A 16,326-nucleotide genomic window follows, 5' to 3' on the forward strand; every position below is an offset into this window, starting at 1 on the left:
CATTTTCCTTACATAGATGATATTTGCGTTTCAACTGTCGAATTAGCCTCACCTGATACGTCAATTACTATCGCAGACAGGCGGTCTCGCTTAACCATTGGCACAGCTTCATTAAGAATGTCCTCCATTGTCGTGGCGTTTACTGGGGGTGGCGTGTCTTTCGCCGGGCGAGGAATAGCGTTTGGTCGAGAAGCACCAAACCAGAAGACCAGATAGATGCCGTAGCCTGCGGCATCGGGATTGGTAGTATAAAGTTGGTCAAGTTGCTCGTTAAGCGCGCTCCAGACGTCCCGGTGATAATCACGCTTTATCTCAATGGGGATTTTTATTCCTGGAAGTGAAATGATGATATCAGCCCTTTTACCCGAAACCATATGGCCTTCTGGCTCACAGATTATTTGTAACGGATGGAGTCGTGCTCTAAGCAGCTCCAGAAAAAAATTCCGACAGCTCTCTTCAGGCTTGGGCACTAAAATTTTACCATTGCCATTCTCATTCCAGAACTGTTTATAAATATCGGTATTTTCATAAGTAATTCGGTTAGCGATATCCTGCAAATGATCTAACAATAACGCATAGAGATCCATTACATTAGCTGGGGTCTTATTTTTAAGCGTATTCAACGCTTGCTTCCAGTTAGTGTGTTGAAACTGTGATTCCCGATACCGCACCTTCTGGTTGCTTTGGGCGTGCAAGAGATAACCCCGGTAACTTGTACATTCTGGCAGTAATAATAAACGTTCAAATACTTCCCCGGCATCGTATGAGGAAAAAGAAGAAACATCATCAATCAATCTTTTGATAAAATCGGCATACTCCCAATTATTTGCTGAGTTAGAGTCTTTTCTTGCAACGCGATCTGCATTAGGAAAATGAGTAGCAGAGACAGTGATGATCGCTTCCAATTGTGTTAGTGATAAACGCTGCTCACTACTCCCACGGCCTATTTTCGCCTTACCTGATAGCTGACGAATGTGCGCTATCATTTCCGGCGCGGAATTTGATTCAGATAAAAATAGATCCTGACACTGGTCTGGAGCGAATAAATAAGTACATACAAGCCAAATTTGATAACTTGGATTTTTAAGTTTTGAGGGGTGTGCTATCATCAACTCAGATAACTGCAACAACTCTGCATGACTCTCAGGATGTGCTAACAACCATCCCACCAGGTTTTGTAAATGGAGAACATCATCAGGGTGTTCTTTAGTTAGTCTCATAACTAAAGGAACGGCATAGTCGATTGGAATGCAGGTATCATTTAACAGATAGTTAAGTGCACGGATATCTTGCAACTGATTATTCATGCAGAAATTGATAATGTGGTAATAGGTTTTGATGAAAAATTCTGTTTTGTTAAGTATTACATCCCTTTTCCACGGTAATGAATAATCACTTACAACATTATTGTCTTTGGTGAAAATTGCTAATATCACATCCAGAGCCAATAGCGTTGTTAATAAATCTTCGTTCCATTGTGTAACATCAGTATGTTTTTTAAATAACTCATCGCTTCCTGCCAGTACTGCATACCACCATCCGTAATACTCCCTCTTCAGCAAAGCACAATTCAACTCGTCAATTGTGGGCAGATCTGAACGATTTAAAATCGCTAAAAGACCGGATATCGCGTCAGTGACGTTTTCGGCACCTAATATTTCTGCACAGCGCTGCACTGGCGTCAATTTGTCATCAACATCGCTGTATTTCGAATAGTAAATATAGGAAATATGTTTGAGCCAATCCAAATGTTGGCCCGACACAATTTCCTGACGACATAACTCGAAACTGTGCCTATCTTCATAACGCGCCGCGTTTAGTTCTTTCTCATACGCTATTTTGTTAAGATTATGTTTTACTCTCCAATCGTCAATCTCGCAGACGATGGAAGTCTCAAACACAGTAGTCAACTTTACATTTAAATGGCAGTACGCAGAAAGAAATTCAAACGTCTCTTGTGATGGCTTGGCACATCGGTAAAGGACCGGAAATGTCAGTCGATAAATACATTCAATTTTTTCTGAATCAGCTTCAGCATGAGATAAATAGTGGATAAAACGTGCCAGCAAAATTTCATCAGGAATAAGATGGAAGGTGCTCCCACCAAATTCATATAAGAACAAGTAATTAGTATCATAGCTTGTAAATGAAATAATGGCGGCGTCTATAATATCTTCATATTGCCAGCTACGGTTTCTTATCTCCTGAACGATAGATTTCTGCACATTGTCATAACCGCCATAGTGGTGATTATGGGAGTAGCTATAGAACGTTTTTAGGCACAACCATATCTGAGATGTGCTGTAACCATTCTTCTCGCTCAGTATCTGCAATAATCCAGCTTCCAGAAAATGCACAATCTCATAATGATTTTTAGCTGAAGAATACCAGTCTTTACTGTAAGCGGTGTGGTACCGTTCGAGATGCTCAAAGATAGCGAGCAGATCAGCAGTCGGTACAATATCATTCAGCCGCCATAACGCGCCTATCGGTAATCGCTCACTGGTTATGTTTAATGTATCAATCAGCAGTTGTGCTATATCCTGCGGTGTAAAGTAATCTTTATAAAGCAACTGAATGATATGGTTACGTAACCGGATGCTATCGTGATTTTTGTCTTTTAACTCCCCATAAAAACGTACCGAAAATTTCTGACCAGACACTCCAAAATGGATTAATGCCGTTATTGCTTCCTCTTTTTCCGCATACGATGAATCCTCCGATTTGGCAATATTAATTAAGTCATCACTCAGGGCGACTATCGGTGTTGCCACCGATAAGGATTCCAAAACGATCATCCGCAGAGAAAATGACGAATGAGGATCGCGGACTATCTGTCGCAATTGAGCTTCCATTTCTACCGTCGCGAAGCCATTCAGATATGAATTGAGACCATGATTTCTAAACCAAGGATCACGTTCTGAAAGTTTTGACAGCGCCACCAATAGATTTTGTTTTTCCGCTATCGGTAATGAAGCTGCATCGCCATAGGTCAGAACGCCGTAAGGATCGGCTTCAATGAATACCTGGGCGTATTGCGGTAAAAAGACCGCTAGCCATGCGTGTAAACCTCTCAATTCTGAAGACGGATACCCCTCAAATCCCAGCATACTTCTCAAACGTCCCATGGGTAGCCCTTTGTCAACGATCCCGGCTAACCATTTTGCCGCTAAATACTCAGCAATCGTCCTATGGCTGTACTCAACAGTCTCAACCTCATCTCCGGCAGAAAAAACCCGCCTGGATAACGCCGCTCTAATTATTTCATGTGAGAAGAACGAGATGGTTCTGTAACTGGGGTATTCTGGTCGGATATCGTTCGGAAGCAGAGAAACTCCGGAAACATCACTCAATATGCGCAGCGCGCAAATCGATCCAGCTGGATACTCTAATTCGTCGCAGGTATAAATTCCTGAAGTTAGCCGCGTATGCTCTCGGCTATGTTCAGTTAAAAGGAACTGTGTTGCAGAGTGGAAAAGTTCAGACCTTGTACGGGGCCAGTTTCCTTCGTTAACGGCTTCAGCCAGCATTAGCAGATTTTGTGGGTTGTAAAGAAATTCGCTGGCGGCATGTTTTTCTGCTTCAGCCAGAAACGCTTCGGGGTGTTCTACACCATTAGCTTGTAGAATCGCAGTCTGCTCTTCTTTTGAAAGCGATTGCAAATGTAAAACAACATAGCCTCCGGTCTGCTCAAAATAGGGTAAAAATGCTGACAAGTCTGATTCGCCTAACCAATCCTGAGAGCGACAAGAAATTCTGACATTTTGTGGCGGTTGGGAAAAAAGCCTACGGACGATGTCATCTACAACGTCACTACTGTTACTGGCACTCCTCTTCTCATCTAATGCATCGATGAATAATGTTTTCTGATTATCAATAGGTACGCCACTTAAGAAGTGACGTATTGTAAGATATTTTGCCTCTTGCAATGCCGCAAACTGTTTGAAGAGGTGCGTTTTTCCAGCACCAGGATCACCAAGCAGAACAATATTCGGAAAGTGAGAATAATCACTAAATACCACCGTTTGGGTATCTTTATCCTGTAGAGGATAGATTTGTCTGACTTGCCTGTTTAGCATTCTATAGGCTCCTGAGTATCTATTTTTGTTCTACCAAATCTGTATGGCAGGTTTTACTCCAAATTTACCATAGACTTTCAGCCGATACAGTAAACCTGACCTACACCCCGTTGGGTAAGACAACTCAATGTTAGTCTTGTAGTTGTTGGAGTTGCTAACTTCCGATCCTCGCTCATAGCGGACTGTGTCCAACTCAGTTACCAGCTCAGTGCCAGAGCGGACATTGGCACTTCATTCAATGTACTGGCTGAAGCGTAAGAGGTAGCCATCTGGATCCTGTACGAGAAACTCCCTTTGGCAGGCCGTCGTTTCTCCGATGTTATAGTGATTGTCGCGTAGCTCCCTGTACAACTTGAAGCCATTAGCTCGGACACGAGCAAGCACCGACTCGATATCTTCTACTTCTATCTGAAAATTAATGCCGCGACCCAGCGGTCTGACGAGTTCAGCCGTATTCCATCCTTTGGGATTATATTTCTCCAGCATCAGTTGTGCCTCGCCAAGACTGACGTAGGCAAAATCTGGCTCACTACGCCTTATCATGATCTTGAAACCAAGCACGTCAACATAGAAGTGCAGGGAGACAGAAAAATCCATTACTGTCAGTTCGGGAACCATGCGATTCCAGTAGGGTGCTTTCAGCTCAGTCATTACTCAACTCCATTTTTAACTGACGTAGCCTATACCAGATGGCTTGAAGAAGGTTCAAGTCCATGAACTTAGCGACTAAATTGTTAGACGCATTGTGTTGATGTCCGCAGTTCGCTCATAGCAGACTGAAAATGTTGCTGTAGACAGCTACTTGCCAGAAGCGGACCTTATTAGTTTGCTCTTTATTTATTATATGGAAGCAGATCAGATGGATACAGCCTCGATTAATTAACCCGGAACCGTATGACCGCCGAGTGATGGTTTAAAGAATCGAGCACAGTCAGGCATTTCCTGTCGTCCGTTTTTTTCGCATGGGATGGTAGCCAATTGCCGGGTCTTCATGCTGAAGCATTGCTGGCACCTTACCGAAAAGGCTGCCATCGCTCCACAACGATGTTTTTCCCGACGACTAGAGCTGTAGAGACCCTGCAGAGGGATTTTCTCTCGTACTGAGTTAAATGCAGCCAGTGGTGAGCAGAAGAATAACGGTAAGTAAAATTGCTGCTGTAATATTTGCCATAATAAATACCCTAGTTGGAGTTTGGTATTTTGCTTTTATAAAGAGAGGACCTTAATAGGGATCAATTGTGTTAATTACAAAAGATTTATTAGCCCAAATTTTCCTTCGCTCAGACTGATTTTCACTTTAACCATCGGCACGATGGGTCAATGGCAGAAACCTGCACCTACTCACGATGAAAAGCAACGATGAACACGCGACGCAGATCGAGTATTTACTATAATTTTTCAAAAGCATATGAATTTTTATGCCAGATTTATAATTGACTTATATCGTTTAGTCTGGCTGTGGTTTTTTTGACAAGTAATACTTCAGAGTTATTAAATAATGGTTTTGTCTGAGTGTCGTCATTTAATCAAGTTGTTTGGTAATGAATGAATCAGGTGTTTCAGCCAAAGATCGCACCACCATTAAATATAATAAAAGCACAGTTATGACTGGTAGTAATTTTGCGGTACTTCTTCTTATTATTCTACCGCCACCAGGATGATTCACCCTCAAGACTTCTATATCGATTGGCGAAATGGCGCGAGTTTGCTGATTAAATATTTATCGAGAATGGTCATTTCTTTCAGAAGCTAATTAAAAGTCAGGGCGGCTGGACGCCTGTAATAATCTTGCTGCAAGATCAGAGATATAGTAGTCTTTTTCCTGATTTCTCATGGACTTTTCCGTGAATCAAAATAATCTTTGCGCTGCGGCGTTCTGCCCTGGCGCGTGTACGTGTAAAGGATAAGCAATGGCCGACATCTTTCAGTGGGATCGCTTTGCGTTGCTGCTGGCACACTCCTCGTTTTCTATAGACCCCACACTACGTGATATTCCTGCCGGTACGCTTGCACTGGGATTAGGCGACGGCGCCTCAGAAGGAATTGCGCTGAACTGTAAAAACAGCCAGCGGTATCGATCCGTTTCCGCCTGGCTGTGGAACCTTACCGACGCGGAGCGGCAGGTATTGAAAACCCGGGCGCAGGCCAGTCCGGTATCCCAGGTGGTTATTGAGGACTTTTCGCTGGACAGCTGCTTCGCCTGGCTGCTGTATAACGCGCTTACGCTGAGTGAAACCGCCGAGTTCCCGGAAGGTCTGGAGAAATGGGTCAGCTATATTGACCACTGGGAGCAGGGCAGCTATCTGGACGGCGATGATTTTTCTCGCTCAGCCGCCTGCCTGCACACGGTCTTTGCCCACGCACAGTTAAACGCGGCCCGCAACGAACGGCATCAGTACGATTCGCTACGGCTTCAGTCCGGCTTTACCCGCTGCATTCAACTGCTCAGCGAACTGGTCAACCAGACCGACGCACCGAATAACGGTATTCAGCCGGTAGCTTCTGCAGAATATCAGGGCGCCGCCGCTGCCCTGGCCTATGAACATCAACTGTATCAACTGGCGATACCGCGTGCCGCTACCTGCCAACTGCTGGTAGCGCAGTCAGACAGCCAGCGTAAGGTGCTGGTTGATGCGCTTTTCCTTAACGAACAGCACGCCAGCGGCCTGTTTAAGATTTTTGCCCGCAATGACCGCACGCGTTCGTGGAGTAAAAACGGTTTTACCCTGCTGGGGATTTATCGCCCGCAGGAACAGGGCACTGGCAATGACGTGGTGATTTCCGTCGATCCGAAAAGCGGCGTTTCATTGCAAAACATCTGGCAGGCGCTGGAGCAGGAAGAAAATGTGCGCTGGAACGGTCAGCGGCCCTGCGATAAGCCGCGCCTGCTGCGCAGCTACAACAACGAATCTGGCCCGTTGCCCAGTTCGCCGAATCAACCCTGGTGGGATGATGCCGGCAGCTACACGCTGCTGGGCGCGCCGAAGCGGTTGGAGTCCGGCGAGCTGGGGTCGAAGCTCGACTGGTGGCAGGATATTCTGCCGCTTATCTGGCAGAAGGGGTTTGTTGATAACCTTACCCCGCGTCTTGAGCAGGTATACAACACGCAGATGCTCAACGAAGGGCAAAAACGGGTATGCGTATGGCGCTGGTCGCAGCCCGATTCACGTCTCCAGCAAAGCGACACCAGCAGCTATCTAGTCGACACGCCTTCCTTCCAGGCGTGGCTGGCCGGAACCAGCCAGACAACGCCGCCAGTGACGCCTTATGACCTGCCGCAGGCGGACCGCTTTGACGCCTGGTGGCAGTCCGACGTGCTGGTGGTGGGTCATCAGCAAGGGGTAAGTCTGTTCAGTCGCTCGGCCGATAATCCAGCCCTGGACGGCCTGCTGGTGGTTGCCCAACGCATTGCCACGCTGAGCGATGGCTATGCCGCGTTCCTGACTCAAATCCGCGAGATCTTCAAAAAATGGCCAAAACAGCTTAAGCAGTACGCATCGGCGATTGAAGACAAGCAGTGGGAAGAGGAAATCTTCGCGCTGCGAGTCAATGCGCTGAATGTGCTGAACAGCAGCGAAACGCTGTTTAGTACCGCGGATGAAAACCGGCTGAGTGAAATGCTCCAGCACCAGTGGGGCCTGCACGATCGGCGTGGCGCGCTGTTCTCCCAGCTCGATCGGCTTGATCAACTGATGCAGGATGCGATTTCCCGGCAGAACGCCCGCCGTCACCGTATTTACGGCTCGTTGTTCTCTGCCTTGGGGATGGGCATTGCGGCCAGCCACGTCTGGGAGCCGGTACGGGATATTCTGACCACCAATGAATACGAGTGGCAACTGATGCTGTTTAAAGAGCCGGACGTCAGTACTCAGCATCTGGCCGATATCGCCGGACAGAGCGCACATTTTGAGCTGATCACGCTGGTGGTGTTTGTGGCCTTTGCCCTGCTCGGTTTTGTTCTGTTCTGGTTCTTCGATATCCGCAGCCAGGAAGATTAATGCAGTAATCGTTCTTTATGCTAATGGCCCTTTTATTAAGGGCCTTTTTTTTTGCACATCACTTCACTACGTTATAAATCACCCGCTGTGAATGGCTCCAGTTGTCACCGATTCCTATGTTGGGCTTGCTGTTGGCCTGCTTATTGCAGAAATCATTCACCTGCTTGCGAATCTCACCTAACGAGTTTTCCCCCATCAGCAGATGGCTGTTGAGATTCGCCAGCAGCGTGTCGTGGAGAGAGAAGGTGGACGAACCTGACAGCGAGAACTGCGCGGCTTCATTCATCAACGGCTGCGCATTATTCGCCATCAGGCGGCGCTCGCAGCGATCGGCCGGTTCAATTTTGGCCATTTCGCTGTCGTAGACTTTCTGCTGGTTCTTCTCGAATTCCAGCGCCTTGTCAAGCTCGCCTTTCAGCATGCTGACGTTTTCAGGTGACGAGCAGAAGGTTTTCAGGAACTGCTTCTGCATTGGCGTTAAGGCGTTGCCATGACTCACGCTCTGGCGCAGTACGCTATTCATCCGCACGCAGCCCTGCTGCTCATCCATCAGCGAGGCGTGCTGCAGGAGGACCGCCAGCGTGTCTTTATGATCGGCAATCAGCGCCTTTTCAGCGTAATAGAGTTTCCAATTCATGCCGCCGTCCATAAACAGGCTGACCACCCGTGTATCTCCACGTTCAATAGCAGCGCGGATATTTTTTTCGTCCCAGGCAATGCCGATATTCGCCAGCTCTTTACGCGGATCGGCACTGGTTTCCTTTTTCACCCCGGCAACGGTCTTACCAACCTCGTTAACGTCGCCGCGGATGGCTTCCGTATTGACCAGCGTGCGGGTCGAGGTGCCGAAGGTCAGCACAGAGCCAACAATTAGCACGCCAATTCCCCCGAGAACCCAGACGATTTTTTTGCGCAGGAAACCCGTGTCCTGTTTGATATCGTCCAGTTTCTCATTTTGCCGCTCAAGGCTCTCTTTCACTTCCTGAAGGTCATCGCCCAATCGACCCATTTTTTCTGCCATCTGATTGAAATACTGGCGAACTTCCGCCTCCCCTGCGTCAAAATAGCGGTCCGGATTGACCTGCACGCGACCTTCATCGAAGGCTTCCTGCACCGGGTCGGCAATTTCCTGATAGTAATAATTCACCAGCGCCGTATGTACCGAGGTGACGCGCTTGTGGTGTGCCAAGCGGTTGCGAATGGCGCGAATATCGTCGAGGAAGGTTTGCAGGGTTTTCCGCTTATCGTTCATAAAGCTGAGCAGCGGCGTGTACTGATACAACGGCGAATAGTGCGTGGCGTACTCTTTTTTATCTACGAACAGGGAGGAAAGTTCGCTGAACATCGTGCCGCTCAGCACGTCATCACGATCGGCGACGTTAAGCCAAGTTTTCACCCGCTCCTCGCCGAACAGCGTGCGCAGATGGTGGAGCAGCACCTGCTGGTTACTGTAGGCCTCATTGATCAGGCTGCGGATCATCAGCTCCAGCGCGCGAACTTGCTGCAGGCTGCGCAGCTGCTTTTCTTCGCCATCTTTATGCAGGTCTGTAGAGTAGGTCAGCAGCGGCTGCTTTTCCTTCAGTCGCTCCAGCTGGGCAAGAAAACGCAGTGCGGCAATGGCGAGGTTTTTACCGGTGGGCTGAGCACTGTCGTGGCGCTCCAGCAGTTTGTTCAGCGTACGCAGCGTCTGGGTAAACTGCGTTATTTCCTGCTCACTAAGGTTTAGCTGCTTTGCCACATCCTTCCAGGAACCGAGATTTTGCCGGGCCTGCTGCAGCGACTGATAAAAGGCTTCCGGCGACGGCTGTTCCTGGGCGGTAATACCCAGCAGCGGCAGGATCTGGCCGAAGGCATCGCCGCACAGAGTGAGGCAGCGGGTTAAATCATGTTGGGAAGCGGGAGCAGTGAAATCGGGCATGGTATTCTCACGTTGATAGCAGAGACGTTCCCGGCCCGATGCATTGCACAACTTCAGGCGACGGTCCGTGGGGTCAGAATATTCTTAACAGGGTGATTATTTGAGATTTTTCATTAGGGAGTCAATATGAAAACGTCAGGTTAACTTCTCCCTTCAGGGGACGATTAGTTAGCCACCCGCACGTAATGCACGACGGCAAGCAGCTTTTTGAGTCTGGTGTTCTCTTCCTCAAGCGACTTCGGGCGCTTAGCCTCAGGCACCTCCATACTGATCTCCTCCCTGTTGTTTAACACGCCACGATTTAAGTAATGCCTTTATCAAACTGCGAATGACTATAGTTCGCTCAAAACCGCACGTCATGCCTGCTTAAAAAACAGGCTTGGTGTAGGTTCATTAATCATCAAAAACATGCTTGTTGAGTTATGCGGTTTCCCACTAATACCACTTTTAAGCTTTGGGGATCGACATTAAGTACCGCATAGCGTATTTGCGGACAAATCAGTTCTAAGCTTCGTTTGCTACAATCAAGCTGTATTAAAGTGCGTGCGCCTGATTGGGTTTGCACCCTATTGGTCTCAGGATAGTCGCTGCAATCAAATCCTTCTTTACTTAACTTTTCTTTCGCCGCATCCAAGCTCATTCCGATAAGATTTAGGCTCTCGACTTCTCTGGCATGCGATTTTTCAGAAACTCGAGTCAGTGAGCTGACCTGCCCCCAGGATTAGATACAACGCTCACTTAGTAATGTCGGATCCTTCACTATCAGAATTACCCTTTCTCCAGGCCGCCGCAAATTCAGACGGCGCCTGATAATTCAGCGCGGAGTGCGGGCGGTACTCATTATAATCCTGACGCCATTCACTGATGGTTTTCCTGGCATGACTGACGTCACTGAACCAGTGTTCATTCAGGCATTCATCGCGAAAGCGTCCGTTAAAACTCTCAATAAATCCGTTCTGTGTCGGCTTGCCGGGCTGGATAAGTCGCAGCTCCACGCCATGCTCAAAGGCCCATTGATCGAGTGCGCGGCAGGTAAATTCCGGGCCCTGATCCGTTCTTATCGTCGCCGGATAGCCGCGAAACAGCGCAATGCTGTCCAGAATACGCGTGACCTGCACGCCTGAAATCCCAAAGGCAACAGTGACCGTCAGGCATTCCTTCGTGAAGTCGTCTACGCAGGTAAGGCACTTGATCCTGCGACCGGTGGCCAATGCGTCCATGACGAAATCCATCGACCAGGTCAGATTGGGTGCCGCCGGACGGAGCAGCGGCAGACGTTCTGTTGCCAGCCCTTTACGACGTCTTCTGCGTTTTACGCCCAGGCCACTGAGGTGATAAAGCCTGTACACGCGCTTATGATTAACATGTAGCCCTTCACGGCGCAGCAACTGCCAGATGCGACGGTAGCCAAAACGCCTGCGCTCCAGTGCCAGCTCAGTGATGCGCCCTGATAAATGCGCATCTGCAGCCGGGCGCTGAGCCTCATAGCGGCAGGTCGACAGAGATAAACCTGTGAGCCTGCAGGCACGACGTTGCGACAGACCGGTCGCATCACATATCAACATCACGGCTTCCCGCTTCTGGTCTGTCGTCAGTACTTTCGCCCAAGAGCCACCTGAAGCGCCTCTTTATCCAGCATGGCTTCGGCAAGCAGCTTCTTGAGTCTGGCGTTCTCTTCCTCAAGCGACTTCAGGCGCTTAACCTCAGGCACCTCCATACCGCCATACTTCTTACGCCAGGTGTAAAACGTGGCATCGGAAATGGCGTGCTTGCGGCAGAGTTCACGGGCGGATACCCCGGCTTCAGCCTCGCGGAGAATACTGATGATCTGTTGGTCGGAAAAACGCTTCTTCATGGGGATGTCCTCATGTGGCTTATGAAGACATTACTAACATCGGGGTGTACTAATCAACTGGGAGCAGGTCAGAGCACCCGCTCAGTAATTGAGCGAAGAGTAAGGAGAATATAAGGATTAATACCTTTTTATTTTTTGTTCTCTGCATCAGACTAACCTTTAGGTTTTATACCTTTGAGTTATATTGCAATAAACAGAGTGAGGAGTAAAACTCAAAATTCTCCGCTCAAAACCTATATACATTATGGGGTGATCTGCTTCCCGTTGATCAATATACCTTGATGCAAGTAATGCCTTGCGAGTATCAGTTTCTCGTCCACTTCCCACCAAAAACTCATTTTTGAGCCATGAGCTGATGGTTGGTACGTCACAGAGTGTTAATTAATATAGGGCAGATCACTTTTATCTAATTTTCATTAATGTATCTCATAGGATACATTAACAACACCTTTCACTTTAAAGTATCCCAAGGGATACTTCTGTTCTTTATTCGTAAAATGCAGAACTCATTTCAATTGCTACTCAAGCTAAATTTGTCGTATTAAAGTCACAGTATGAGTCCCATGGGATACATTTTTGTTTTATACTTGATTTATAGTATCCCAGGAGACACATATGACTACTCTCTATGATGTTGCAGAAATGCTTAAAACTGCAAGGATCGAAGCAGACTTATCGCAGGCTGAATTGGCTGAGAAAGCAGGTGTTTCACGTGTGACGGTTGTTCGAATGGAGACTCTTGCAAAAGGCGATATGAGTGTGTCGATTCTTGTCCGTCTTTTAGAGGCCGCGGGCTATGACTTACGTGCAGTCAAAATAGGGCATGTCCGAACCCTGGATGACATTCTTCTGGAACAGCGCAATGGTGAAGCATCATGAAGTTAGATGTGCAAGTTTTGGGTAAGAAAGTCGCGATACTATTCCGGGACCGGGATGAGTATGTGCTTCAATACTTACCAGAAACTAAAAGTAACGAATTTATCAGCCTGTCGATGCCTGTTCGTGAAGCAGCATGGCGTTGGCCACGGGATTTGCATCCGTTTTTTAGACAGAATCTGCCTGAAGGTTATCTTCTCGGGGTCATTCGTGAAGAATTTGGTCCACTGCTCGATGGAACAGATTTATCGCTTTTGGCTGTTATAGGCTCTTCAGGAGTAGGTCGCGTAACCGTTACGCCAGAAGGTATAGCTCTCGGAGAAGAACCTGATCTTTTGCAAATTAACGACCTGCTGAGGGGCAATAATACAGCCGACCACTTTGCAGCTTTAGTAAGGCGTTATGCAAGAGCCGCAGTATCGGGTGTTGTACCTAAATTTCTTGCTCCTGCCGGCAAAGAAGAGATACCACTGGGCAAACCCACTCTCAAAACCCGACAGTTCATTATTAAGGGCTCGGACGACACAACACCTTATCTCGGCTTCAATGAATTCTACACAATGAGAGTGTTAGAGCGGCTTAGGGTCACTGCCGTGGCTCGTAGCATCATGTCTGATGATGGCAAAGTACTCCTTGTTGAACGATTCGACGTTGATGAAATAGGTAATCCTGTCTCCGGTTTAGAAGATGCATGTGGATTGTTGGGGCTGCCGCCGCATGAGAAATATGCGACAACGATGGAAAAGGTATTAAACGCGACCCGCGTGTACGTACCGGGTACGGCAGTACGTTCGCAGTTGGAAGGTCTGGGATGGTTAATTTTGACGAATTTCATTGTTCGCAACGCGGACTGTCATTCAAAGAATATTGCCCTCTATTACACGACTTTGTCAGATGTGAAATATACGCCAGTGTACGACTTAGTAACGACTCAGGCCTACCCACGTTTTTCACATAACCCTCCAGCATTGTCGATTGAAGGAAGGCAAACGTGGCATGCTCGTAAGACCTTGGAACGATTTTTTAATGCCAGGTTGGGGATTTCGCCGCGCCGATTTGCCGAAATGATCGACGTACTTTCAGAATCTGCAGTTGAGGTTGGAAAGGAGATGGTTGAGGCATCCAGGAATGAAACGCAATGGAGAGACGTGACAAAGCATATGCTCCATGCATGGAGCGAAGGAATCAATTCATTGCAGCACACCAAATCAGCACAAGTAATTAAGCCAATCGAAAAATTACTTGATGAAGAAGGTTTTTCAGGTATGAGAAAACACACAGAAGATAAAGTTAGCTATGGTCGGTCAGAATTATTGGGAGGGCGTAAAAAGAGGTAATGATTGGTGTCTGAAGCCCAACCATACGAATACGTACGATTTCGGGCATGTACATTTACATATGTCCGAAATATAACTTTTTAGAATTCGGACACATGATTTTATTCGTACATGGTTTTCGGACGGTAAATTAAAGCAGCGGGTTTTGTGGTCGAGGCACATCGGTATATAGAGGAAAGCATCAGCGACTCTGTCGCCGCCAGTGAGCGATCTGGCTCGATCGGATGGAAAACGGGTGACGTTATGATTTTCACAGAGCTCGATCGTTTTGGGAGAAATGTAATGGACGTCCGAAAGACGGTAGAGCAACTAACCGGCGCCAATATCCGGGTTCACTACCTGGCACTAGGCGGAGTTAGTCTCACCGACATGTTATCGCGGCCGTGGCCGAGTTCGAGCGGGATTTGTTCATCAAGCGTACTAATTCGGGTATTGTCCGGGCAAAAGAGGAAGGCAAACGTTTTGGGCGCCCGCCATCGCTTTCGCCGGAACATCATCAATTGGCAGGACACAGGCTTTCAGAGGGTGCCAGCGTTTCTTCGGTGGCCAGAGATTTAATACAAGGAGGCAGAAAGTGCTAAGAGTGAAAAATGCAGTAGTACAATAAGATTAGTAATGAGGAAAAGTTATCCCTTCAAAAATCACTCCTCATAATGGAACAAAGGGGATACAATAAATAAATATCATAGAGGTTATCTGTCAGGGTAAGGGCGACTTAAACAATAAGGAAGTTAACATCATGAGATTAGCTGCGATAATATTTACCACCAGTTATCTTTTCTTTTCATTTTTCGCCATAATATTTTATTTGTGGAGTTGCACTAACTCAGTGCAATCTAAGTCTTCAAAATTTTTTAGAAATAACCCCTGGATAGAATCGATTTGCGTAGTAATTATTAAATATCTGTCCATCCCATCATTTGTTGCTTTTGTATATCTTATGGCTACTCCTGCTTAAGGGTTAATTGGGGGCAGTTTGGATATCGAAAATTATTATGCGTTAAGGCTATTTTTTGACCTTTCCACATACTTTTCAGGTGGATTTCGCGAAAATTGCCCCGGCTAACCGGATAAGGGGTTTGAGGGCCAATGATGCAAAAAACCACGTTAGGAGGTTAGTTCATTGTTTATATTGAGATTGTTAGGTACTGCGTTTGCAGCCACTTCAGTCGTCATGGGGGGAGGGACAATGGAACGCAACACCAAGTAGATTGATGGCATAAAGTTCCTTCAATTCCGATCTGCCCTCCCGCTTTCATTTTCTGCTGCAGATCACTTTTGTTGCCATTCCTTTACAACAGCTTCCCAATCGACAGTTCTCTCGACCAATTTCCCATCAGCATACTTTCTTGTCCAAACATCCCAGAAGTCAGGGTCATCAGAATGGGGGTTTGAGGGCCAATCTTGCAAAAAAACACTCCAAGTGACTAACAGTTTGAAATATAGTGACTTATAAGACTGCAAACTTAGGCCGAAAAATCGTTTTCAATTATTGTTTTTTGATCGTTTGGTGACTTGATTTTATCAAAATCGATTTCTGACACCCCTTAGCGTGGTTTTTTACATCGCTGGACGTCAAACCCCGTTATACGTTGCTGTTCTTTCCTGGATAAATCCCTGTCTTGTCCGATGTAAGCATTGCATTGCCTGCTGGCATTCGTCTTTGACTGGTACAAAGCGCATATGCGGCCGCTGCACTGCCTCACAAATAGCTATTGCATCAGCTGCATCATTTTTCCCGGTCTTACCCGCCATGCGATAGGGTGAGACAAATTTCGGAGCCATCAACCGGACATCATGGCCATACTGCCTGAATAATCTTGCCCAATAGTGGGCACCCGAGCAGGCTTCCATTCCAATGACACAGGGAGGTAAACCTGCGATGAGTTCAGAAAGTGCTGCACGCGACACCTTGGGTTTAACCAGAACAGCTTTACCATTTTGGTCAATGCAGTGAACAGCAAACACATTTTTAGCAAGATCGATACCGACAGTGGTGATGGTCATAACGAATCCCTCTGGGTCAATGTTTATCCTATGATTGCACGAAAGTTAATCAGGCGCATATCTAGGGGAAGTCCCTTCCATTCGTTAAGGCCGTTTCTTAAGCAGACATGACAGGCAGCTCTGAGCGAAATATAGTCATTCGCACCCTGAGAATTACACTATTAAGTGATTCAGGGTATGCGCTTGCTGGTTACGAATATTGAGCGAGAATCATGCGATGATCGCCGCTTTTCTTTCGAGCCAGTAGGTGCTCCAC

General features: G+C 47.1%; 7 protein-coding genes and 2 pseudogenes. 4 read left to right on the plus strand and 5 right to left on the minus strand.

All coding sequences use genetic code 11. The features are described from left to right. Positions 1-8: 8 nt before the first annotated feature. Together CWS43_RS23775 and CWS43_RS23780 are read right to left on the minus strand one after the other, a co-directional pair. Complete coding sequence (locus CWS43_RS23775; protein ID WP_101079628.1) at positions 9-4,079, minus strand: NACHT domain-containing NTPase; 4,071 nt, start codon at positions 4,077-4,079, stop codon at positions 9-11. A gap of 231 nt (positions 4,080-4,310) precedes the next feature. After that, entirely contained in the window at positions 4,311-4,730 is a 420-nt protein-coding gene (locus CWS43_RS23780; RefSeq protein ID WP_101079629.1) for a VOC family protein, read from the minus strand. Positions 4,731-5,989: 1,259 nt separating this feature from the next. Here CWS43_RS23780 and CWS43_RS23785 point away from each other — a divergent pair. After that, the gene (locus CWS43_RS23785; protein ID WP_101079630.1) at positions 5,990-8,077 is read left to right on the plus strand and encodes a hypothetical protein; all 2,088 of its coding nucleotides are present in this window, start codon (positions 5,990-5,992) and stop codon (positions 8,075-8,077) included. A gap of 58 nt (positions 8,078-8,135) precedes the next feature. On the opposite strand, the gene CWS43_RS23790 is transcribed toward CWS43_RS23785, so the two are convergent. After that, positions 8,136-9,995: an STY4199 family HEPN domain-containing protein gene (locus CWS43_RS23790; protein ID WP_101079631.1), complete on the minus strand. Its 1,860-nt coding sequence runs from the start codon at positions 9,993-9,995 to the stop codon at positions 8,136-8,138. Between the two features lie 734 nt (positions 9,996-10,729). Continuing rightward, positions 10,730-11,850 (minus strand): IS3 family transposase gene (locus tag CWS43_RS23795; RefSeq protein ID WP_085982564.1). Its coding sequence is split into 2 segments (ribosomal slippage): positions 10,730-11,592 and positions 11,592-11,850, totalling 1,122 coding nucleotides; the frame shifts between segments, so codons are not numbered across the junction. Between the two features lie 615 nt (positions 11,851-12,465). Between CWS43_RS23795 and CWS43_RS23800 the strand changes: the two genes are divergently transcribed. The 3 genes and pseudogenes from CWS43_RS23800 to CWS43_RS23810 all read left to right on the plus strand — a co-directional run. Next, a complete protein-coding gene (locus CWS43_RS23800) occupies positions 12,466-12,729 on the plus strand; it encodes a helix-turn-helix transcriptional regulator (protein WP_101079632.1) in 264 nt (87 codons plus the stop codon). Beyond that, positions 12,726-14,063, plus strand: coding sequence for a type II toxin-antitoxin system HipA family toxin (locus CWS43_RS23805; RefSeq protein ID WP_101079633.1), 1,338 nt, complete (start codon positions 12,726-12,728; stop codon positions 14,061-14,063). The genes CWS43_RS23800 and CWS43_RS23805 overlap by 4 nt, the downstream gene beginning before the upstream one ends. A gap of 129 nt (positions 14,064-14,192) precedes the next feature. Next, positions 14,193-14,670: pseudogene (locus CWS43_RS23810) on the plus strand (recombinase family protein); the annotation flags it as partial. A 977-nt stretch (positions 14,671-15,647) separates the two neighbouring features. Here CWS43_RS23810 and CWS43_RS23820 read toward each other — a convergent pair. Continuing rightward, a pseudogene (locus CWS43_RS23820) lies at positions 15,648-16,070 on the minus strand (IS110-like element IS5708 family transposase); the annotation flags it as partial. Positions 16,071-16,326 lie beyond the last annotated feature (256 nt).

The organism is Rahnella sp. AA (genome assembly GCF_002834385.1).
Classification (GTDB): Bacteria; Pseudomonadota; Gammaproteobacteria; order Enterobacterales; family Enterobacteriaceae; genus Rahnella.